The following is a 21,586-nucleotide window of genomic DNA, read 5'->3' on the forward strand; positions in this document are numbered from 1 at the left end:
TCGTATACTTTTTTATCTCCCCAAGTATGAAAAATCTCCCTCAATATCCTATCCCAAATCTTCCTGAAAACAGTCTGCCTAGAATAGTAATAATTGGTGGAGGCTTTGCTGGTTTGAAACTGACCAGGAGCTTGAAAGGAAAACCATTTCAAGTCATCCTTTTAGACAAAAACAATTTTCATCAGTTTCAGCCTCTTTTTTATCAGGTTGCCACTGCTGGTCTTGAGCCAAGTGCGATCTCTTTTCCCTTGAGAAAAATATTCCACAACACGAAAAATGTGAGCTTTCGTATGGCTGAAGTAAGCAGCTTTGACTCGGAGAAAAAGCGAGTCTATACAGATGCAGGGTATTTAGATTACGATTATCTAGTATTGAGCTTAGGGGCTGATTCCAATTATTTTGGTTCGAAGTCTATTGAAAAATACTCTTCTCCAATGAAATCTGTCTCGGAGGCGCTCTACATTCGGAACAAGATTATCTCTAACTATGAGAGAGCTATTAATCTCTCAAAAATGGAAGACCGGAAAGTATTGATGAATGTGGTTATAGTGGGTGGAGGGCCAACAGGGGTGGAACTTGCCGGAGCCATGGCAGAACTTAGAAACTCAGTGCTTCCAAGAGATTATCCGGAGTTGAGTTTTGAAAATATGAAAGTGGTTTTAATTGAGGCTGGTCCGAGTTTGTTAGCTGCCATGTCAGAGGAGGCTAAGGCCAAGGCTGAAAAGTACCTGACTAAGCTTGGGGTGGAACTCAAAATGAATACCAAGGTAAAGGATTATGATGGGCGAAATGTATATTTCGACGATCAGGAACCCATAGAGACAGCAACCCTACTTTGGGCTGCCGGGGTAAAGCCAAATCAGATTGAAGGTCTATCTGAGTCATCTTACGCTCCCAACGGAAGAATTCTCGTCGATGAATTTAATGAGGTTATTGATCACCCGGGAGTATATGCAGTCGGGGATAATTGTTTGCTTGCCGATGAGACATATCCAAAGGGGCATCCTCAAGTGGCACAAGTAGCCTTACAGCAGGCTAGCAATCTGGCAAAGAATTTTGAAAGAGCCAGAAGAGGGAAAAATCCAGAACCCTTTCACTATAAGGATCTAGGAAGTATGGCAACCATAGGTAAGCACCTTGCAGTAGTGGATCTTCCATTTATCAAATTTCAGGGGATTATTGCATGGATGACCTGGCTATTTGTTCATCTCATGGCCATACTGGGAGTGAAGAACAAACTCTTCATATTCTTCGATTGGGCATGGAGCTATTTGAGCTTTGACCCCAGTCTAAGGCTTCTGATAAAACCTAGATATGTGAGGGAGTCGGAACGGAAAGAGCTGATCGAACAGAAGTAATTTCAGGATTTAACATATTTTTTGATTGCTGGCTTAAACTCGCGGGTGTCAGTTCGGTCTAAGCCATGTAACTAACCCTATTAAACCATGAAAAAAATACTTTTGACACTTGGACTATTTTGTGCGATCGCGGGTTTTGCGATGGCTCAGGAACAAAAAAGAGAGAAGCCTACTGCAGAGCAGAGAGCAGAACGAGCTACTGAAAGAATGGCTGAAGAATTGAAATTAAGTGAGGAGCAGAAAGCTCAGATTCTCGAAATCAATTTGCAATCTGCAAAAGAAAGAGAGGATGAGAGAAAGGCCTCAGAGGAAATTCGAGAAGAAATGCGTAAATCTCGCGAGGCAATGAGAGAGAAAATGAAGGCAAATGAGGAGAAAATCAAAGCCGTTTTAACCGAGGAGCAAGCCGCTCAGTGGGAAGAAGCCAAAAAAGAACGTCGAAATAATCAACAAAGACGAAGGTCACGAGGCCCAAGAGGAGGAAGAACGAAATAAAAAAAGCCCCGATAAAAATCGGGGCTTTTTTTTATTAATCAAGTGATTCAAATTCATCCAAAACGTGGAAGAAAGACTCATCCTTTTTAGGAAGATCGGCTTGTCCTCCTAGGTATTCGTTCACAGCCACTGCGGCTTCCCTACCCTCTGATATGGCCCAAACAACCAATGACTGGCCTCGTCTCATATCTCCGGCTAGGAAGACTTTAGGAGCGCTACTTTTATACCCTTTTGATTTCGGAAGTGTATTTTCCATTCGTTTCACCCCGAAGGCCTCTAATAGTCCGTTTTGACTTGGTCCAAGGTAACCTATCGCAAGGAAAGCCAGGTCGCAGGGGATAGTCCTTTGGGTTCCCGGAAGCTCCTCGAAGGTCATTTTTCCATCTACTGATTTCCACTCTATATCTGCCAATGAAAGACCAGTTACTTCTCCCTTATCGTTTCCAATAAACTCCTTGGTCAGGATGGAAAACATCCTGTCAGCACCTTCCTCATGCGAACTGGATGTCTTCAGAGTCATAGGCCATTCTGGCCATGGATTCTCATCCGTTCTTTGCTTGGGAGGCTTGGGTAATAATTCTAATTGAGTAATACTTTTTGCACCATGACGATTAGAGGTTCCGATACAGTCGCTTCCTGTGTCCCCTCCACCGATTACAATTACATGTTTATCCTTTGCAGAGATAGGGTTTTCATCGATTTCCCCAGCGATTACCTGATTTTGCTTACCAAGGAAGTCCATCGCAAAATGTACTCCTTTCAAATCATTACCAGGGATATTTAATGCTCGAGGTTGGGCTGCTCCTGTGGCTAGAACTACTGCATCAAAATTCGCAAGAATATTTTCAGCCTTGATATTGAAGCCTACGTCAGTTTTACATGAAAAAATGACTCCTTCTTCTACCATGAGCTCAATCCTTCGATCTATTACCCATTTTTCCAGCTTGAAATCAGGAATCCCATATCGTAATAAACCTCCGGGCTTGGCATCTTTTTCAAAAACAGTTACCTCATGTCCAGCCTGATTGAGCTGATCCGCAGCTGCAAGGCCTGCCGGGCCTGAGCCGATCACCGCGACTTTTTTACCTGTTCTGCTTTCAGGGATTTTAGGAGTAATCAGACCTAACTCATAAGCCTTCTCAGCTATGGTTTTTTCAATAAGCTCGATCGCTACCGGATCTTTATTAATACCCAAAACACAACTCGCTTCGCAAGGTGCCGGGCAGATCCTACCGGTAAACTCAGGGAAATTATTGGTGCTTCGCAAAATTTCAATCGCACCTTTCCAGTCCTTTTCATAAACAGCATCATTGAACTCAGGTATAACATTCCCCAGTGGGCATCCTGAATGACAAAAAGGAACACCACAATCCATGCATCGGGCAGCCTGATGATTCAGACTTTCCTCAGACATGGGTTGGTAAATCTCCTTGTAATCGCCCACTCTTTCAACCGGTTTTCTACTTACCGGAGTTTCTCTTTTAAATTGTAAGAATCCCTCTTTCGCTCCCATCTTACGCTAATGTTTTTGATTTTTCCAGGGCACGCTTTTTTAAAACAGCCTTATAGTCCCTCGGAATTACTTTAATAAACTCTTCTTTCTTTTCTTCCCAATTTTTAAGGAATTGATTTCCCAACTGAGAATTTGTATACTCCACATGCTTTTTAAGATATTCTTTGATAGTGATGTAGTCTTCATCTTCCAATAAATCTATATCTACAAGCTCCGGATTGATTTCGGTAATGTAATCTTTACGGATATAGGCGATTCCTCCACTCATGCCTGCGGCAAAGTTTCTTCCGATCTCGCCCAAATTGATGATAAAGCCACCTGTCATATACTCACATCCGTGATCACCAATGCCTTCCACTACTGCCTTCACTCCTGAGTTTCTCACACAGAATCGTTCCCCTCCTTTTCCATTAATATAAGCCTCGCCTGAGGTAGCTCCATAGAATGCTACATTGCCAATTATTATGTTTTCCTCGGCAACAAAGCGGGCATTACGGCTCGGGAAAACCACTAATTTTCCACCGGAAAGGCCTTTACCGAAGTAGTCGTTTGCCTCACCCTCCAACTCAAATTTTACACCTTTGGCCAGGAATCCACCGAAAGTCTGACCTGCTGAACCAATGAAGGTGAATTTAAGCGTATCTTCTGGAAGGCCTTGACTACCGTATACTTTGGAAATTTCATTAGAAAGCATAGCTCCCACGGATCTGTCCGTATTTTTTATCGGGAATTTGGCCTGAACTTCATTGGCTTGCTCCAGAGCTGGAAGGGCTGCTTCAATCAGCTGTCTATCAAGTACTTTTTTCAATTCAAATTCCTGATCAATTTGCTTATGAATTCCCACATGATCAGGCACTTCCACCTTGTGAAATACAGGGCTTAGATCCACCTTATTCCATTTCCAGTGATTTAAATGACCGGTGGATTGAAGAATGTCACTCTGGCCCACCATTTCATCAATAGTTCTAAATCCAAGTGCAGCCATGATTTCACGAAGATCCTGAACCAGGAACTCAAAGTAGTTTACAACATGATCAGGATCTCCAGTAAATAGCTTTCGAAGCTCTGGGTTTTGAGTCGCTATCCCAACAGGACAGGTATTTAAATGACATTTTCTCATCATAATACAACCCTCTACCACTAGCGCTGCAGTCGAAATTCCCCATTCCTCTGCTCCGAGCAAAGTTGCAATCGCAAGATCCCTTCCGGTTCGTAATTGCCCGTCTGTTTGAAGAACTACTCTGCTTCTCAGGTTATTTTTCACCAAGGTCTGATGAGCTTCAGAAAGGCCAAGCTCCCATGGAAGACCCGCATGTCGGATCGAACTAAGTGGGGATGCACCGGTTCCTCCATCTGCCCCGGAAATTAGAATTACATCTGACATGGCTTTGGCCACACCAGCGGCCACAGTTCCTACTCCGGCTTGAGAAACAAGTTTCACATTAATTCTTGCTGCACGATTGGCATTTTTCAGGTCATAAATAAGCTGCGCCAAATCCTCAATAGAATATATATCGTGATGCGGTGGAGGTGAAATTAATCCCACTCCAGGAGTGGAATGTCTTACTCTACCGATCCACTCATCCACCTTGTGTCCAGGAAGCTGACCTCCTTCTCCTGGCTTTGCCCCTTGGGCCATTTTAATCTGAATTTCATCTGCGTTGCTCAGATAGTTACTGGTCACACCGAACCTACCTGATGCCACCTGCTTTATAGCCGATCGCTCCCAGTCTCCATTTGCTTTCCTTTCGAATCGAATTTCATCTTCTCCCCCTTCACCGGAGTTGCTCTTCGCTCCGATTCTATTCATGGCTATGGCCAAAGTGGTATGGGCTTCATGAGAAATAGACCCAAACGACATAGCACCTGTAGCAAATCTCCTCATGATTTTGCTGGATGGCTCTACCTCTTCTATAGGGATGCTGATTCGCTTTTTGAATTCAAACAGGCCACGAAGAGTCAGGGCGTCGGTACTTTGCTTGTTCACTTTGTCTGCAAATTTTCTATAAAGTGAATAATCGCCAAGTCTTGTTGATTTCTGAAGTAAATGGATGGTTTCAGGATTGAAAAGATGCTTTTCACCTCTTCTCTTCCATTGATAAACCCCTCCTGTTTCCAGAATCGGAGCCTGAGATTTATGAGCAGCCCGGTGCCTTACCAAAACTTCTTCGGCAAGGTCATCAAAGGAAATACCACTAATTCTTGAAATGGTGCCCTTAAAGCACCTATCGATTACTTCCGGGCCTAATCCAATGGCCTCAAAAATCTGTGCTCCCTGATAGGACTGAAGGGTACTAATTCCCATTTTGGACAAGACCTTCAGTAGCCCTTTTCCAATGGCTGTCTGGTAGTTTTTGAAAAGCTCTTTTTGGCTACCGACATTTGGAATTTTACCGTCCTGGTAGGTCTCCAAAAGTGTTTCTAAGGCTAAATAGGGGTTCACAGCGGAAGCACCATATCCAATTGCCGTAGCAAAATGATGGGTCTCACGAATATCTCCTGATTCCAAAACCAAACCAGCCTTAGTTCTCAGTTTCTTTTTCACCAAATGGTGATGTACCGCACCAATGGCTAACAATGAAGGAATTGGAGCCTTGGTTTCATCATTCAGACGATCTGAAATGATCAGAATGTTTTTACCATTTTGAATAGCTTCGACTGAGGCATTGCAAAGCTCGTCTAAAGCTTCCAGAAGTCGCCCAGGTTCATGGTCCGCCTTGAAATGTGCATATAGTTTTTGGGCTCTAAAGCCCAAATTATCCATCTGCTGAACCTTTTGCAGTCCCTCATTCAGCAAAACTGGTTGGGAAATATGAATCTGCTTTGTGTGCTCAGGACTTTCATCCAGAATATTATATCCCTCTCCCAGTCTCGTGAAAAGTGACATCACCAACCTTTCCCGGATTGGGTCAATCGGGGGGTTACTTACTTGTGCAAAGAGTTGCTTAAAATAATTAGAAATGTGTTGACTTTGCTTTGACAGGACTGCTAATGGGGTATCTGCTCCCATCGATCCGATAGGCTCATACCCTGTTTTTGCCATGGGCTCTAAAATCAACTTGATTTCTTCACTGGTATAACCAAAGATTTTCTGTGACTTCTTTATTCCCTCTGTTGAGTAAGGGAGGTTTAAGTCTTTAGGATCAGGAAGTAATCTTAGTTTGATACGTTGATCGCGTATCCAGTCTTCATAAGGTGATTTGCTACAAACCTCAGCTTTAATTTCTTCATCAAACCTTACCTTCCCTTTTTCTAGATCTGCCCAAACCATACGTCCGGGGCTTATTCTGCCTTTATCTACGATAGTAGCCTCACGGATCGGCAAAGCGCCAGCTTCTGAAGAAAGTATGAAGCGATTGTCTTTCGTAATGAAATATCGGAGCGGTCTCAATCCGTTTCTATCCAGGGTGGCACCCACCGAGTTGCCATCTGTGAAGAGTAAGGCAGCAGGGCCATCCCAAGGCTCCACAAGAGAGGCATGAAACTTATAAAATGCCTTTCTCTGTCTGTCCATATCACTATTGTCTTGCCAAGCTTCCGGAACCAGCATCATCATAGCATGAGGAAGTGACCTACCACTTAAGGTAAGCAACTCCACCATAGCGTCCAGATTTGCTGAATCCGAATTTTGCTTATTCGTGATGGGCAGTAGCTTGTCCATTTCATCCTCTGAAAAGTATTTACTTTTCATGAGAGTCTCTTTGGACTTCATTTTATTAAGGTTTCCTCTAATCGTATTGATCTCGCCATTATGAGAGAGGAATCTAAAAGGCTGGGCAAGTCTCCAATTTGGGAACGTATTTGTGGAGAATCTGGAATGCACAATGGCAAAGGCCGATTCTATTTGTGGGTTTTGAAGATCCTTATAAAAGTCAAGTACCTGATCCGTTTTGAGCTGACCTTTATAAATTAAGGTTCTGCTACTTAGGCTAGCGAAATAAAATGAGCGATTTACCCCAGGAATTTTACAATTAATCTCCGAAGTCGCATAATTTCTTAAGACGTAAAGTTTTCTCTCGAGTGCAATTCCGGTTAAGCCGTCCTTATGCCGCACAAACATCTGTTCGATATTTGGCATTACTTCCAAAGCACCTGAACCAGGAACAGTTTCATCCACCGGAACCGGTCTGTATCCTATTAATTCAAAATCCAATTCTTTAAGAATCTTATTTAAAAGCTTTTTTGAGTTCTTAAAGAGTTGCTTGTTTTTTGGGAAAAAGGTCATTCCTACTCCATAGGTGCCTTTTTCAGGTAAATCTATATCTGATCTAGAAGTAACTTTTTTTAGAAAATCGTGTGGAACCTGAATGAGGATACCAGCACCATCCCCTGTCTTGGGGTCACTGCCTCTTCCTCCTCGGTGCTCCATATTGCTTAGCATGAAAAGAGCATTGCTGATGGTCTCATGGGTAGGCTCTGCATTTAAGTCTACCACTGCACCAATGCCGCAGGAATCATGCTCAAAAGCAGATCGGTATAATCCCTTTTGCATTTATTGATAGGTTTTAGATAGGTTTAGAATTTTGAAAAATACAAAAAATTTTCCGTTTGTTGAAATTTGATCAATGATCTGATGAGTATTATGAAAAAAACAGAAGAATTCATTTATTGATTACCAAATTCATAATTTTTGGTGGGTTTCAATATTCACCAAGACTTTGGAGATTCTTCGAAAATTTTTCAAAAGAGGGTTAAAAACGGTTCCTCTTTATCAAAAAATATGGGAAATTTAGAAGGAAAGGGGTTTAGTGGATTTCTTGAAAAATAGATCTAAAAATTTCCTAAATAAGGCAAACTATTCTGTGGCTCCCTTGACTTTACTTGCTCTTTGAATTTTTGGGAAGGAGTCGTTCATTTCAAAAAGTCTTTGGATCCTCAATCTGAGAAGGGATGATGCTCTTTGTACTGCTGGCCGAGAAGCTCCACCTTTACTTTCTTGATACGACGGGTATCGACCGCTAGAACGGTGAACACCATATCTTCAAGTTTAATTTTGGCTCCGTGTCTTGGAAGCTTAGAATTTATTTCAAGAAGAAGGCCACCCAATGATTCACTTTCTCCTTTCACTTCATCGAAAATCTGACCATCGAGATCGAGCTTTTTACAAAAATCATTTAAAGACACTTTTCCCTCAAAAATGAAGGTATGCGGGTCTAGCTCCTTAAAGTAGATATCGTCCGTATCATCAAACTCATCATTTATCTCCCCAATAATTTCTTCAATAAGATCCTCTAAAGTCACTAAACCAGAGGTACCGCCATATTCATCTACTACGATGGCCATGTGGACCCGTTTAAGCTGGAAATCCTTTAATAGGGAATCAACTTTTTTATTTTCTGGAACGAAGAAGCTTTTTCTGGTTAATTCCTGCCATGCAAAATCTTCATCATTTTCGATGTAGGGGAGCAAGTCTTTGACGTAGAGAATTCCCTTTATATTATCTATTGTCTCATCAAAGACCGGAATTCGAGAGTAGCCACTTTTGTTGATTTTATCCATAAGTTCATGGAAATCCATTTCTACATCCACAGCCGTGATATCCATGCGACTTTTCATTACCTGCTTTACCGTAAGTGTTCCAAAGTTCACGATTCCCCTTAGAATTTCTCTTTCGTCTTCAGGGGTGTCTTCGGTGGTAAGTTCCAGAGCCCTATTTAATTCATCTACCGATAATGCATAGCCTCTTTTTTCTATTCTACTTTCTATCAGATCACCCATTGACATGAGTAAATAAGAAATGGGTCTTAGAATATTTCCGAATAAGTAGATGGTTGGGGCCATAGTTTTGCTAAAACTAAGTCTGGCCCTGTTTGCATAAACCTTGGGTACAATTTCACCAAAAAATACAATGGCAAACGTCACACCTACCGTTTGTACCAGTATTATAATCACTCCTTTGGCATCAAGGCCAAAAAGACTCCAAGACACGAATGTGGTGAGGGTCACAATGGCGATATTGATAAGGTTATTCAGGATCAGGATTGTGCTCAACAGACTTTTTGGGCTATCTACGAGGGTAAGCACTTTTTCGGCAACCCCAGATCCCTCCTCGCGAAGTTGAATTAAGTCATCGTTTGAAAGGGAGAAAAAAGCAACCTCAGAGCCTGATACTAAGGCGGAGCAAATTAGCAAAAGAATAAAAAGGATACCGTTAAATATCAGGTAGCCTGGCGTTAATTCAGCTACTTGAGCGATTAGGTGGTAACTCGGGAAGGGGTCGTCCATGTATGATGCATGAATAATAGAATACAAAATAACGAAAAATCCCTAAAAATAGATTTAGGGACATTCGCAATTTTTAGAAAGGTAGGTCATCATCATCCCCGCTTAAATCCGGAGCTGGAGTTGGGGCTGATTGTGGTTTTGGAACAGATGTAGGCTGCTGAGAAGAGGGAGAAGATGGGCTGCTGCCACTGTCCTGTCTACCTCCGAGCATGGTGAAACTCAAAACACGGATTCTTACTCTACGCCGGTTTTGTCCTTGCTCATCTTGCCAGGTATCTGTTTTGATTTTTCCTTCTACGTAGATTTGCATTCCTTTTTTAAGGTATTGCTCTGCTACCTTGGCCTGGCCTCCCCAAAGTTCAAGATCATGCCATTCGGTTTGATCTACCCTGTTTCCATTTCGATCTTTATATGACTCAGTGGTCGCCAGTCTAATATTGGCCACCACGTTATCCCCTTCTAAATATTTTACTTCAGGGTCAGCCCCTAAATTACCAAGTAAGATTACCTTGTTTACTCCTGCCATTAGTTATATTATTTCTGTACTAATTAAAATTAACTCAAATACCCTGATCCTTCAAATAATTCACGATCAACTTTGGCTTTGCTAGATAGTCAATCTTATCCTCTTCCACCATAGCTAATTCCTGCTCTTCGCAAAGCTTTTTTAGGTGGTCCTGTGCGGAACTTTCTAAACGAATCTCTGAAAACTGAACCTTGAGTCTCTGATGTGATAGCAAATGTAAGTATTCTTTCTGCGGGGGGATAAATTCCTTCGTCTTTAGTTCTGCATATTTGTCAAGAATTGACTTGATTTCTTCAGTTGGGAAGTCATACAGGCCTGCCCAGATATCTCCAGTACTTCTTTTTTTCCAAACCCAATTCTCTCCGCACTTCAGCACCAGATAATGGATCTTTCGTTCTTTTACCTTGGTCTTTTTTATCTTGATTGGCAAAACCTGGATAAGATCATTCTTAAAGGCAAAGCAAGACCCATTTAAAGGACATGCTTCGCAGTCGGGATTTCTAGGGGTACATTGACGTGAACCGAAATCCATCATGGCCTGGTTAAATTCACCTGGATTTTCTTTTGGGATCAGGCTATTGGCCAAGGCTTCGAATTCCTTTTTGGCTTTGCCTGTGGCAATATCAGTCTGAATTCCAAAAAAGCGAGAGAGTACTCGGAAGACATTTCCATCCACTACTGCTTTAGCTTCACCAAAAGCAAAACTCGATATGGCAGAGGCGGTATAGGATCCCACTCCTTTTAGCTTAAGTAAATCCTTGTAATTATCCGGGAAATTCCCTCCGAGTTCGAACCAAATTTGCTTTGCGCAGAAATGAAGATTTCTTGCCCGGCTGTAGTAACCCAGTCCCTGCCAAAGTCTTAAAACTTCCTCTTCGGGTGCCATTGCTAAATCTTTGACCGTTGGATAAGCCTCGGAAAACTTATAAAAATAAGGCATTCCCTGAGCTACCCGCGTTTGCTGAAGAATGATCTCTGACAGCCAAATAATGTAGGGGTCCTGAGTATCTCTCCAAGGTAAATCTCGTGGGTTATCTCGGTACCAATTGATAATCAATTTTGAAAAAGCTTGATTATCAGGAAGTTTCTTGCTCATCTATTTTCATTCAATCTCCTACAAATCAAGGTAATTTTTCTTGATTTGTTTTTTAATTGCACAGGTTCTCGTACATTTGCAGTCCCAAAAACACTTGGTTAATAGGTTGTTAAGCTTATTTAATAAATTCTAAATATACATTACAGTGACAAAAGCAGAAGTAATCACTAAGATTTCAGACAAAACAGGCATCCAGAAGGACGACGTAACCCAAACAGTAGAGGCGTTCTTCAAAGTGATTAAGGATTCGATGGTTGAAGGAGAGAACATTTATATCCGAGGATTCGGTAGTTTCATCAATAAGAAGAGAGCCAAAAAAATCGCCCGTAACATCTCTCAAAATACCGCTATCGTCATTGACGAGCATTATATTCCTGCTTTCAAGCCCTCCAAAGTATTTGTGGAGCGAGTAAAGCAAAGCGATAAGATAAAGGAATTAGCACCTCAAGATTAAGCTTAGGTGTAGGTTGACATGAAAAAGTCTCAGCTTCTGGTATCGGTTCTAGGTATCCTTGCGATTGTTGGTCTTTACAGTTTGCCAAAAGTAGTGGTGGACAATGAAGAAAACGTAGAAGGGCTCGCCGAAGAAAGCGAATCAGCCACCGGGATGGTGGATATGCATGAAGCTGAGCTTACTCCTGAGCAAGTAGAAGAGTTAGCGAAAAATCGAAATGTTGTGGAAAATGCTTCCACCATTGAAGATAAGCTAGCCTCGGCCCAAGTTTTGGCGGAAATATATATTGAACTGGGAAAGTTTGATAGTTCTGCCTACTACTATGGAGTGATAGCAGAAGAGACGGGATTACCTGCAGACCGAGAGGTGGCGGGTGATGCTTACTACGAAGCCTTCACTTTTGCTCTGGATCCTGAGAAAGTTGCTTATCTGGCAGAGGAAACCAGGTCTTATTTTAATTCTATCTTGGAAGAAAATCCTGATAGATTAGATCTGAAAACCAAAGTTGCGATGACCTATGTATCATCAGCCAATCCGATGCAGGGGATAACCATGCTGAGGGGAATTCTAGAAGAAGACCCTCAAAATGAGGAAGCTCTTTTCAATATGGGCATCTTGTCAATACAGTCTGGACAATATAAAAGGGCTTCTGAACGTTTTGAGGAATTGGTAAAATATCATCCTCAGAATCTTCAGGGACAGTTTTATCTTGGAGTAAGCTATTTTGAGGCGAAACAGAATAACAAAGCGAAAGCTCAATTTGAGTTAGTGAAGGAAATGACTCAGGATGAAATGATCCTGGGAAGTATCCAGAGCTATCTCGATCAGTTGTAAATATATTTCTAACTATAAATCAAAGAATTATGCCTTGCGGTAAGAAAAGAAAAAGACATAAGATCTCCACGCACAAGCGTAAGAAGAGACTAAGAAAAAACAGACACAAGAAGAAGTAATTTCACATTGTGACTGGCCCTTAATTCGAAGGGCCAAAAGTTCATTTACATAATAACTATACGATTTGAGTACGGAATTATTAATTGATTCTGCACAGGAAGGAAGTCGTATAGCCCTGCTAAGAGATAAGAAACTGGTTGAGTTGCATTCCGACGGAATGGATAATCAATTCAAGGTAGGTGATATATATCTCGGGACTGTTCGTAAGATCGTCAATGGCTTAAATGCCGCTTTTATTGATGTGGGTTACGAAAAAGATGCATTTTTGCATTACCAGGACCTGGGAGCCAATTTCAACAGCCTGAATAAATTTACCAAGAAGGTACGTAACAATAACTATCAGGATTACAATCTCAAAGGCTTTAAAAACGAACCTGAAATTGATAAGGTGGGTAAGATTTCATCCATTTTGTCAAAGAACAGCCAAATTTTGGTTCAGGTAGTAAAAGAGCCAATTTCCAGCAAGGGCCCAAGACTTTCCTGTGAGCTCTCTTTACCCGGTCGATATCTGGTACTCGTTCCTTTTTCGGACTCTGTAAATGTGTCCAAAAAAATAAGAAGTAGCGACGAAAGAAAAAGACTTTTAAGACTTATCAACTCAATCAAACCTGCCAATTTCGGTGTGATCATTCGTACCGTGGCTGAAGGTCAATCCGTGACAGAACTGGATAGAGATCTTCGAAATCTCGTTGACAAATGGGAGGCAGGTATGAGCAAGCTGAATAAAGCCAAGAGTCGGGACAAGGTAATAGGAGAAATGAGCATGGCTTCATCCTTAGTGAGAGACCTGCTTAATGAATCATTCGATGGAATCACCGTAGAAGAAGAATCAACTTACGATCAAATTAAATCCTACATCAGGACTATTGCTCCTGAGAAAGAAAAAATTGTCAAGCTTTACAACGGTAAAGCCAAACTATTTGAAAGTTTTGGAATAGAGAAGCAGATCAAAAGCCTGTTTGGTCAGACGGTAAGCCTTCCGCAGGGAGGATATCTCATTATTGAGCATACCGAAGCCCTTCACGTCGTGGATGTGAACAGTGGTAATAAATCAAACAAGGAAAATGATCAGGAGTCAACCGCGCTGAATACCAACTTGGTGGCAGCAAAAGAAATGGCTCGTCAGCTTCGCCTCCGGGATATGGGAGGAATCATCGTCATCGATTTTATCGATATGAAGCGCGCCGAAAATAAGAAAGCGGTGTACGAGGCGATGAAGGAAGAAATGAGTAGCGACAGATCAAAGCATACTGTACTGCCCTTAAGTAAATTTGGGCTCATGCAGATTACCCGTCAAAGGGTTCGCCCGGAGGTCAATATTACGACCCGAGAGGTTTGCCCCGCTTGTAACGGAACCGGTAAAATCCAAGCATCTATCTTGATTGCGGATAAACTGGAAGGCGATCTTGAACATATGGCTACGACCCAAAATGTGGAAAAAATACAGATAGCATTACATCCTTATCTGTATGCATACTTTACTCTAGGCTTTATTAGCAAAAGAGTGAAGTGGTTTTTCAAATATTACAAATGGATATCATTGATCAAAGATTCTTCACTACCAGTGACGGAATACAGATTTCTAAATAAATCTGGTGAGGAAATAGAACTTACAGCAAAAAGCGGGGCTAATTAGTCCCGCTTTTTTTTGCTCTAATTTTTATGGTCATTCCAGGATATCATCGAAGGATAGCCTCACATAGGCCACTTCATCTTCGGAGTGAGGATTCCCAATCCATATATAAAAACCATCTGGGGTATTGAATCCCCCGGTCTCGAAAGGCATGTCTATTTCGGCTTTTAATCTTAGGGAACTATCTAAAACCACCATTTTAAGGATAGGTATTTTTCCGTCTTCTCGATTTTCTTTGGTATCGGGAATGGGAATTGCCTGCCTTAGTAAAACCTGTTCCTTCTCTGCCCAAGAAATTCCTGAATACTTGCTTGAGTTATTGTCCTGAAAAAACACTACCCATTCTCCTTGTTGACTTTGGCCTCCCTTGAGATAATTCATCGGTTCCCTAGTCCCTGCATAAACTTTCTTTTTTAGGCCTTTTCCTAGTACAATTAGAGAATCACTTGCTGGTAAAGAAACTACCATAATATTTTGGTTATGCAAATAGGAGTTTTGGTATCTTCCAAAGCCTGGGTCGTTTAGAAATTGCTGATAATTCTCAGGCCATTGGAACGAAAGGTACTCAAATGAGTCGGCCTCTGGATCAAATTTTAGAATCCAATCTTCATATTGAACGACTTGTTCATTTAGGACAAATGGAGCATCGGGGATGAGAACAGAGGACCCTACGCGAAAAACTTTTGCTCCCATTCTTGTGCTGTAATTTACAGATTGGCGGTTTTCATTGGCCTCCGGCAAAGCGTATCGGGCGATCACTCTCCCGAAGTGATCTGCTTTTATGAGATTGACCTCTGAAAGGAACCAAATAAAATCTTCCTCTATAAAATATCCCTGATTAAAACTCCCTATTCCATTTGGACCCTCCTGTTCGTAATCCTGAGTCCGAAGAATTCTCCCATCTGGATAACTGTACTCATATATGGTTCCATCTATGAAAGTTTTCAGAACTATTCTATTCTCTTCTGTTTCAAAAAAACTGAAATCGTAACCTAGCTCTTTTGTATTTGGGCTCTTTTCTAAATAAAGTGTATCAACAACCAGGTCTTCAAAGTTTACTTCAACTATTTGCTCCGGATCTTTTTCGCAGGAAATCCAAAAAGGAAAAAGAAGGACCATACTAATTCGCATAAGCCTCTTTGTAGCAATCATCTTGTTCTGAATCATGGGTAAATTATAGCACTCTAGGAATTGGTGTCCCTAAATGGGGTCTGCGGTCTCTTTATTTCTTTATAAACTCTAATTCGTCCCAATACTCCCTGAGTAAAATTTGTTCAGGTTTATTGGAAAAAAGGCTGTAGTTCAGCATTACTTTTTCCACTCTAAGGGAATGAATTCCAGCTTCCAGCCCTGTGATGTCAAAAGTAGTTTCATAAACTTTTTGATCGGTAATTTGAATTCTATTTCTCCTCCAAGCCCCGGGTTTAATTATTTGGTCATTGAGGTAAAATCTGTATAAATCCGGCGTGTCTTCTAAGACATGCCAGCCCATGGAATCTAACTCCAAGCGGAATTGATCATTTAAATCTTTCAGAGTTTTAGTGTCTCCCTGATATCTCGCCACACCCACTCGAAGAAGGTCAGACTCCACCGTCTCCTTCGGAAGGAATATTCGAGGATATCTGCTCTCTTCATCATGGAATTCTGCATAAGTGAGGCCCTTCGTTGGCCATTCTCTTTCTCTTTCCAGCAGATTGGTTTTGTTATTGAACATGGAAAAATCCCTGACATCTTCATAGATAAGTGGGACTGCGAATGCAAAAATGACAAGCGTATAGAAAGTACTGAACCATTTACCAAGGTTGCTTTGGTAAATTGCCGTAACACTTCCCATCATAGTCGTGGCTAGGTACTCTTTCCATTTAGATTTCTTACTTGCCAATTGAAGGATGACAAAAAGTAAAATGCTTGCTAAGAAAATGAAGTAAATAACCACGAAACTGATATCCAGCCAGATATAAACGAAAAGTAAAATGCCCAGGTAAACAGTGAAGACGAGAATGATGAACACTTGGGATATGGGATAAGCGAAGGTCATGCTGCAGATTCTCTCCATCTGAAGGACCAGTTCCCCAGGCTTTTTGTAATTATAATTCTGCGACATTTTGAAGAGTTTTTCATTGATTACCCCTTCAGGAAATGCATAACTAAGACCTAGAAGTCCGGCCCAGATAAAACGTAGCGCCAGATGCACCACAAAAAAGATTTTGAATACAGAAATGATGGCACTTAGGTAAAGTAGAACCAACATCCCGCCAACAAAATGAAGTCCTACGTCCTGGATTAAGCGGGCAGAAAAAGCATAGATTTTTGAGGGAAATGCAAAAAGAAAGGCTAGGATAATACCTGAAATAATAACCTCAGGTTCCCAGCTATTCCGTTGGAGGTTTTCCAGCCAGGTGAGTTCAGCCTTAGTTTTATTTAAATCCTGGTTTTCACTCATTTCACTAAGGTAAAAGTTCCGGGCTATTTGTCTAACCAATTTTTAAAATCTGCCACTCTTTCTCTGCTTACGATTACATCTGAATCTTTGGAATGTAAGAGTTTAATTTTCAGGCGACTGTTAGAGTGGGCATATATTTCTTCAATGGAATCTGGAGAAATAAGGTACTTCCTATTGATTCTAAAAAATTCATCAGGGTCCAGCTGGTTTTCCAGTGTCTCTAGATTTGAATCTAAAATGTATCGTTTCCCAGCATGGGTCTGAAGATAGGTGGCACGAGACTCGCTGTAAAAAAATGCTGCTTCCGTGACATTTATACTTTGGATTTTTTCACCGAATTTAACCAGAAACCTGCTTTTATACTTTTTCGAAGGACTTTGGAGAAGGGACTTGATTTCCGTGATATCCACGGTTGTTTTTATTTGGTTTGATCGGAATTTTTCAAGGGCTTTTTCCAGGGCGTCAGGGTCAAGAGGCTTTAGCAAATAATCCACTGCATTTACCTCAAAAGCTCTTATGGCGTACTGGTCGAATGCAGTGGTAAAAATAACCGGAGATTTAATATCCACTTCCTGGAAAATTTCAAAACTGATTCCATCTGCGAGCTGTATGTCACAGAAAATTAAATCTGGTTCCGGGTTTGTGTTAAGCCAATCAATTGAGGACTGCACAGTATCAAGGTTCCCATGCATTTCCGCCTCAGGTAAGCGGGCCTGAAGAAGCCTTTTTAATCTGGCCGCTGCGGGGTTTTCATCCTCAATAATTAAAATATTCATGCCTTTATCTCAATCAGTGGTAGCCGAACCACAAATTCATCTTCACTATTTACGATTATGGGCTTTCTGCTCGAAAGAAACTCATATCTCAAATCGATGTTTTTCAAACCAATACCTGTCGACTCCTCATGTTGTACTCGCTTTGGTTGGTAGGTGTTGGAAACGATCAAGTCATTTTCATCCTTGAAAATATCTATGAAAAGCGGGTTGTTTCTACTTGCTTCATTGTGCTTAATGGCGTTTTCTAAAAGCAACTGAAGTGATAAAGGAGGGATTTGTCCCTTGGCATCCTCCTCCTTAACTCTGATCGAGTAAGCGAGGCCATCCTCAAACCTGAGCTTTTGGAGCTCAAGGTAATTTTTGGCAAAGCTCAATTCTTGGCTTAGAGGCACCAGCTCCTCCTGTTGTACCTCCAAGACATATCGGTATATTTTCGACAATTTCTGGATGAACTCCGCAGACCTATCTGCATCCTCATAGACCAAATTACTGAGGACATTCAGGGAGTTAAATAAGAAGTGGGGATTTAGTTGGTTCTTTAAGGATTGGTATTGGGTTGAGATTTTTTCAGTCCTCAATTTTTCAGCTTCAATTGCTGATTTTCGCCATTCGAAAAGCCATGATCTGGTTGTAAAAATGGCCATAAAAATAAAAGCGAAAATCATGGGAGCCTCTGTACCCTGACCTATCCCCCTCCATGGTATGTTATCCAAAGTAAACTGCCCGGTAAAATAGGCTATCCCAAAAACGATGATATAAGAAGCAACAAAAGTATAGGCCATATACGTGATCACCGTCAGGATTAACCTCTTCGCCGGCTTCTCAATCCAAGACATCTTTTTGTCAAAAAAGAAATCTACTTGGCTACCACCAAAGCTTAAGGCGGAGGAGAAAATAAATCCAAAAATAAAGCTTTGAAAAACTTCCCCTATTCCTTCTGATGAAAGATAATACCCAGGGTTAAAACTGATATTTATGACAGTAATTATGGTGGCAATACCAATATTGATTAGGATAAACTTTGGCATACTTACCCAAAGTCCTTTTTCAATCCTTTTATTGAGGCTAATGCTTTCTTCTGTCATGGCATTGAAGATATCAAAAAAGAACCAATAGCACAGTAGACTGTTATTATTGGCTCTTTTAGATTGTGATCAATTAAATTGGCTTAGTTACAACTTTCATACATTTGTTTCGCTTGCTCATAGCCCCAAGAAGGCAGAAGGTAGTTCTCATCGATTTTTTCTTTTTCTTTTTCGAAGAGGTCAAGACTCATTTTGAACATACCGCATGCCTTTTCAGTCCCCTGCCCGAAAAACTGAGCGATTCCTCTCTCCATCTGAGCCATAAGATACACGGCTCTGGGATTGCTTCGGTCCTGGCCAATTGCCTTTCCAAAAGTTTCCATAGTAGGTCCGCTCATACTTTGACCCCTTGACCCTGGATCTACACTGACCATTCCCATCATAATGTATCCTTCGAGTGCGGTAATTTCAGAATTAGATGCTCCTGCATCCTGTAAAATTTTCAGATAGCTTTGGGCTTCTTCAAAGTATGCATCTTTGTCTACATCAAATCGAAGTCCAGCTTCAGTTTGCACTAGAGCAGCATAGTACATAGGCAACCATTCGCTCATATTTGCCTGAGCAATTCTCAAAAATCCATTTTTAACGTCCTGAGCTTCTGCATCTGAGCTGATGTTATTCATTTTCTGGATTTGCGCTTTCATTGCTTCTTCATATTCTGAAGCTAATGCAGTGAGACTGCTCATAAATGCCAATACTAGGATTAGAGTTAGATTTTTCATGATTATAAATTTTAGAGGTTGTTTAATTGATTCGCAGTTTTGTCCTTTGATAAGGTTAGGAATACACCCAGAAATAAGAATCTTGGAGCCACCTGACCAGAAGGAAGAGAGACGTAAACTCCATCTTCATTCGGAGTTTGGCTGAAGGAGTAGCCGAATACATTTTCCCTTCCCAGCACATTGGTACATGCTAGATGAATGATCAAATTGGGTTTTGGGAGGTAGCTCCAGGAAAGACTTAGATTTTGAAAAGACTTTGTCTTGGAGTTCATTTCTCCATTCAAATTTGGATCCGTATAAGTATAGCCGTCATTTGCAGTGAATGAGAACCCAATCTGTGAGTTCAAATTCGTGATGAAGTGCTTGATGACAAGGGAGAAATTATGTCTTGGAGCAAATGAAGGCTGAACCTGAGTTTCAAATTGATCAAACTGTCTTTTGCTATCCACAAAGCTGTAGGTCACCCAATAGTCAGTATTCCTAATGGTTGATTGGTCCCTGAAGAAAATATCTAATCCTTGAGCATATCCTTCTCCTTCATTTTGAAGATTGCTCATGTCCATTTGATTCCCATCAAAGGTGACGAGATTGTTGTAACCTTTGTAGAAGGCTTCTGCTCTAAAAGTTCTTCCTTCCTTTTGGAAAAAGTAGTTTGCGATAAGATGCTTCGCCTCGGAGTTTGCCAAATTCGGATTCAAAACCCGAAAGTTTTCCACAGGCATCTGATTAAAGGTGCCTGCAGCAAGGGAGACCTTACTTGCATCTGAAATCTGAAAGGCAAAGGATACTCTGGGGTCAGCCCACAGCTGAGAAGACAGATCGCTGCTACCAGCCCGAAGACCTGTTCTGAAAACGAGTTTTGAGCTCAGATACCAATCCCATTCTGTGTATGCGAAGATTCTGTTGTCCTTAAAATTCCTTTGAAGGTTTTCGTTTGGAAGCGCCTCACTGTAATTCTGTCTAAAAAATTCCAATCCAAGCTTCATCGAAATCCGGTCAGAAAAATCTTTGATTCCGTAGGTTTTAGCATGAAGCGTCTCTCCGGTATTTTTGATTTTTAAGCTGTCGTAAAGAATGTTATCCACATTTCTTGAGTAAGAGACTCCTCCGAACATGGTCCAGTCATTTGATAGGAAATTGCTCCAGTTAGCCTGGCCATAAGTGTAGTCATTGTTTAGTTTGATCCTCACTCCACGACCTTCTACTCCCGGAACTGGCTGCCAAAGTTCCATTCCTCCGCCCTCGGTTCTGAAAAGAGCTTTTAAATGGCCTCCCTTGCTTAACTTCTTTTGACTAGCCACCTCAAAATCCCAACCATTGGCAGGGCTTTCAAAATCAAAATTTTGATTGATGAGGCTCTGATAAGGGCCGAGATCAAAATAATTCGCGGAAGCGGTGATGCTTTGTTTCTCACTTGAAAATGTATGAGAATAGCCTCCCCCAACCGACATGATGCTTAGGTCACCTTGATTTCTGACTGATAGATCCTTTGTGCTTAAAGCCAAAGCCGAACTTAGTGCCTGCCCAAATTCAGCAGAGTAACCTCCTGTGCTAAAAAAAGTCCCCTTGAATAAGTTTGGGTTAAACCTTGTCCTTGTAGGAACATTTGCTACCCTTGAACCATAGGCATTTCCCACAAAAAGTCCATCGATATAAATCCCAACTTCGCTGGCATCCCCTCCTCGAACAAAAAGTCTCCCATCATTACCCACTGTGCTGGTTCCGGGTAAAGTTTGCAAAGCACCGGTGATATCTCCCATAGCACTGGGAGTGGTAACTATATCAAGAGGGCGAAGAACCACCGCCTTGTTTTCATCGGATGCTTCAAGGGCTCCGGCGGAGATGGTGACCGCATTCATGTCCGTGATCTCTTCCTTTAAAGTTAGGTTTCCAACTTCGATTTCTCCTCCGGTACACTCTATTACGGTTTCTACAGCTTTAAATCCCATCATTTTGATAAGGAGAATTTGGAATCCTTCTTTGGATGTTTCGAATGAAAATTTTCCTGAAATATCAGCAGTAGTTCCATCATAGCTTCCTTTAATCATGATGTTGGCCCCTGGTAGTTCCTTTCCCTTATGGTCAAGGATAATTCCCGAAATAGTCGTTTGAGTTAAAGCGACATGCTGGCTCATCAGAAGAAAAAAGAAAAGAATCAATCGAGTGCTCATAGCTGATTTCGTTTGACTCAAAGGTGCTACTCACCTCACTTCAAATGAAAAAAGACTGACTGAACTGTTGATTTTCGAGACTGAATTGTCAAATTCTGATTTAGGCTTTTTTAGGATGGTCGGGGGAAGAGATTT

General features: G+C 41.4%; 16 protein-coding genes. 5 read left to right on the forward strand and 11 right to left on the reverse strand.

Annotation, left to right across the window (positions count from 1 at the left end; all coding sequences use genetic code 11):
• Positions 1-26: 26 nt before the first annotated feature.
• The gene (locus QVH07_RS07750) at positions 27-1,358 is read left to right on the forward strand and encodes an NAD(P)/FAD-dependent oxidoreductase (RefSeq protein ID WP_289999592.1); all 1,332 of its coding nucleotides are present in this window, start codon (positions 27-29) and stop codon (positions 1,356-1,358) included.
• A gap of 87 nt (positions 1,359-1,445) precedes the next feature.
• On the forward strand, positions 1,446-1,853 hold the full coding sequence (locus tag QVH07_RS07755) for a DUF4890 domain-containing protein (RefSeq protein ID WP_289999593.1): 408 nt from the start codon (positions 1,446-1,448) through the stop codon (positions 1,851-1,853).
• Positions 1,854-1,887: 34 nt separating this feature from the next.
• On the opposite strand, the gene QVH07_RS07760 is transcribed toward QVH07_RS07755, so the two are convergent.
• From QVH07_RS07760 to mutY, 5 genes are all read right to left on the reverse strand, one after another.
• Positions 1,888-3,366, reverse strand: coding sequence for a glutamate synthase subunit beta (locus tag QVH07_RS07760; protein ID WP_289999594.1), 1,479 nt, complete (start codon positions 3,364-3,366; stop codon positions 1,888-1,890).
• Between the two features lies 1 nt (position 3,367).
• Positions 3,368-7,858 (reverse strand): glutamate synthase large subunit, encoded by a 4,491-nt coding sequence (gene gltB, locus QVH07_RS07765; RefSeq protein ID WP_289999595.1) that lies wholly within the window; start codon positions 7,856-7,858, stop codon positions 3,368-3,370.
• A gap of 383 nt (positions 7,859-8,241) precedes the next feature.
• Complete coding sequence (gene gldE / locus QVH07_RS07770) at positions 8,242-9,591, reverse strand: gliding motility-associated protein GldE (RefSeq protein ID WP_289999596.1); 1,350 nt, start codon at positions 9,589-9,591, stop codon at positions 8,242-8,244.
• A 73-nt stretch (positions 9,592-9,664) separates the two neighbouring features.
• Positions 9,665-10,117 carry a single-stranded DNA-binding protein gene (locus tag QVH07_RS07775; protein WP_289999597.1) on the reverse strand — a complete coding sequence of 151 codons (453 nt, stop codon included), beginning with the start codon at positions 10,115-10,117 and terminating at the stop codon, positions 9,665-9,667.
• Positions 10,118-10,151: 34 nt separating this feature from the next.
• Positions 10,152-11,213 (reverse strand): A/G-specific adenine glycosylase, encoded by a 1,062-nt coding sequence (gene mutY, locus QVH07_RS07780; RefSeq protein WP_289999598.1) that lies wholly within the window; start codon positions 11,211-11,213, stop codon positions 10,152-10,154.
• A 145-nt stretch (positions 11,214-11,358) separates the two neighbouring features.
• Here mutY and QVH07_RS07785 point away from each other — a divergent pair, with 145 nt between their 5' ends.
• The 3 genes from QVH07_RS07785 to QVH07_RS07795 all read left to right on the forward strand — a co-directional run bounded on the left by QVH07_RS07785 (position 11,359) and on the right by QVH07_RS07795 (position 14,257).
• The gene (locus tag QVH07_RS07785) at positions 11,359-11,667 is read left to right on the forward strand and encodes an HU family DNA-binding protein (protein WP_289999599.1); all 309 of its coding nucleotides are present in this window, start codon (positions 11,359-11,361) and stop codon (positions 11,665-11,667) included.
• An 18-nt stretch (positions 11,668-11,685) separates the two neighbouring features.
• Entirely contained in the window at positions 11,686-12,501 is an 816-nt protein-coding gene (locus tag QVH07_RS07790) for a tetratricopeptide repeat protein (protein ID WP_289999600.1), read from the forward strand.
• 184 nt (positions 12,502-12,685) lie between these two features.
• Positions 12,686-14,257 carry an Rne/Rng family ribonuclease gene (locus tag QVH07_RS07795; RefSeq protein ID WP_289999601.1) on the forward strand — a complete coding sequence of 524 codons (1,572 nt, stop codon included), beginning with the start codon at positions 12,686-12,688 and terminating at the stop codon, positions 14,255-14,257.
• A gap of 30 nt (positions 14,258-14,287) precedes the next feature.
• Here QVH07_RS07795 and QVH07_RS07800 read toward each other — a convergent pair whose 3' ends face one another.
• The 6 genes from QVH07_RS07800 to QVH07_RS07825 all read right to left on the reverse strand — a co-directional run bounded on the left by QVH07_RS07800 (position 14,288) and on the right by QVH07_RS07825 (position 21,451).
• Positions 14,288-15,421 (reverse strand): DUF4221 family protein, encoded by a 1,134-nt coding sequence (locus QVH07_RS07800; protein ID WP_289999602.1) that lies wholly within the window; start codon positions 15,419-15,421, stop codon positions 14,288-14,290.
• A 55-nt stretch (positions 15,422-15,476) separates the two neighbouring features.
• Positions 15,477-16,697, reverse strand: coding sequence for a hypothetical protein (locus tag QVH07_RS07805; RefSeq protein ID WP_289999603.1), 1,221 nt, complete (start codon positions 16,695-16,697; stop codon positions 15,477-15,479).
• Between the two features lie 23 nt (positions 16,698-16,720).
• On the reverse strand, positions 16,721-17,473 hold the full coding sequence (locus QVH07_RS07810; protein WP_289999604.1) for a LytR/AlgR family response regulator transcription factor: 753 nt from the start codon (positions 17,471-17,473) through the stop codon (positions 16,721-16,723).
• Entirely contained in the window at positions 17,470-18,558 is a 1,089-nt protein-coding gene (locus QVH07_RS07815; protein ID WP_289999605.1) for a sensor histidine kinase, read from the reverse strand. The genes QVH07_RS07810 and QVH07_RS07815 overlap by 4 nt, the downstream gene beginning before the upstream one ends.
• Before the next feature lie 83 nt (positions 18,559-18,641).
• Entirely contained in the window at positions 18,642-19,280 is a 639-nt protein-coding gene (locus QVH07_RS07820; RefSeq protein ID WP_289999606.1) for a hypothetical protein, read from the reverse strand.
• A gap of 11 nt (positions 19,281-19,291) precedes the next feature.
• Positions 19,292-21,451, reverse strand: coding sequence for a TonB-dependent receptor (locus tag QVH07_RS07825; protein ID WP_289999607.1), 2,160 nt, complete (start codon positions 21,449-21,451; stop codon positions 19,292-19,294).
• Positions 21,452-21,586: the final 135 nt, after the last annotated feature.

Origin of the sequence: Algoriphagus sediminis, assembly GCF_030403435.1 — a bacterium.
Taxonomy (GTDB): domain Bacteria; phylum Bacteroidota; class Bacteroidia; order Cytophagales; family Cyclobacteriaceae; genus Algoriphagus; species Algoriphagus sediminis.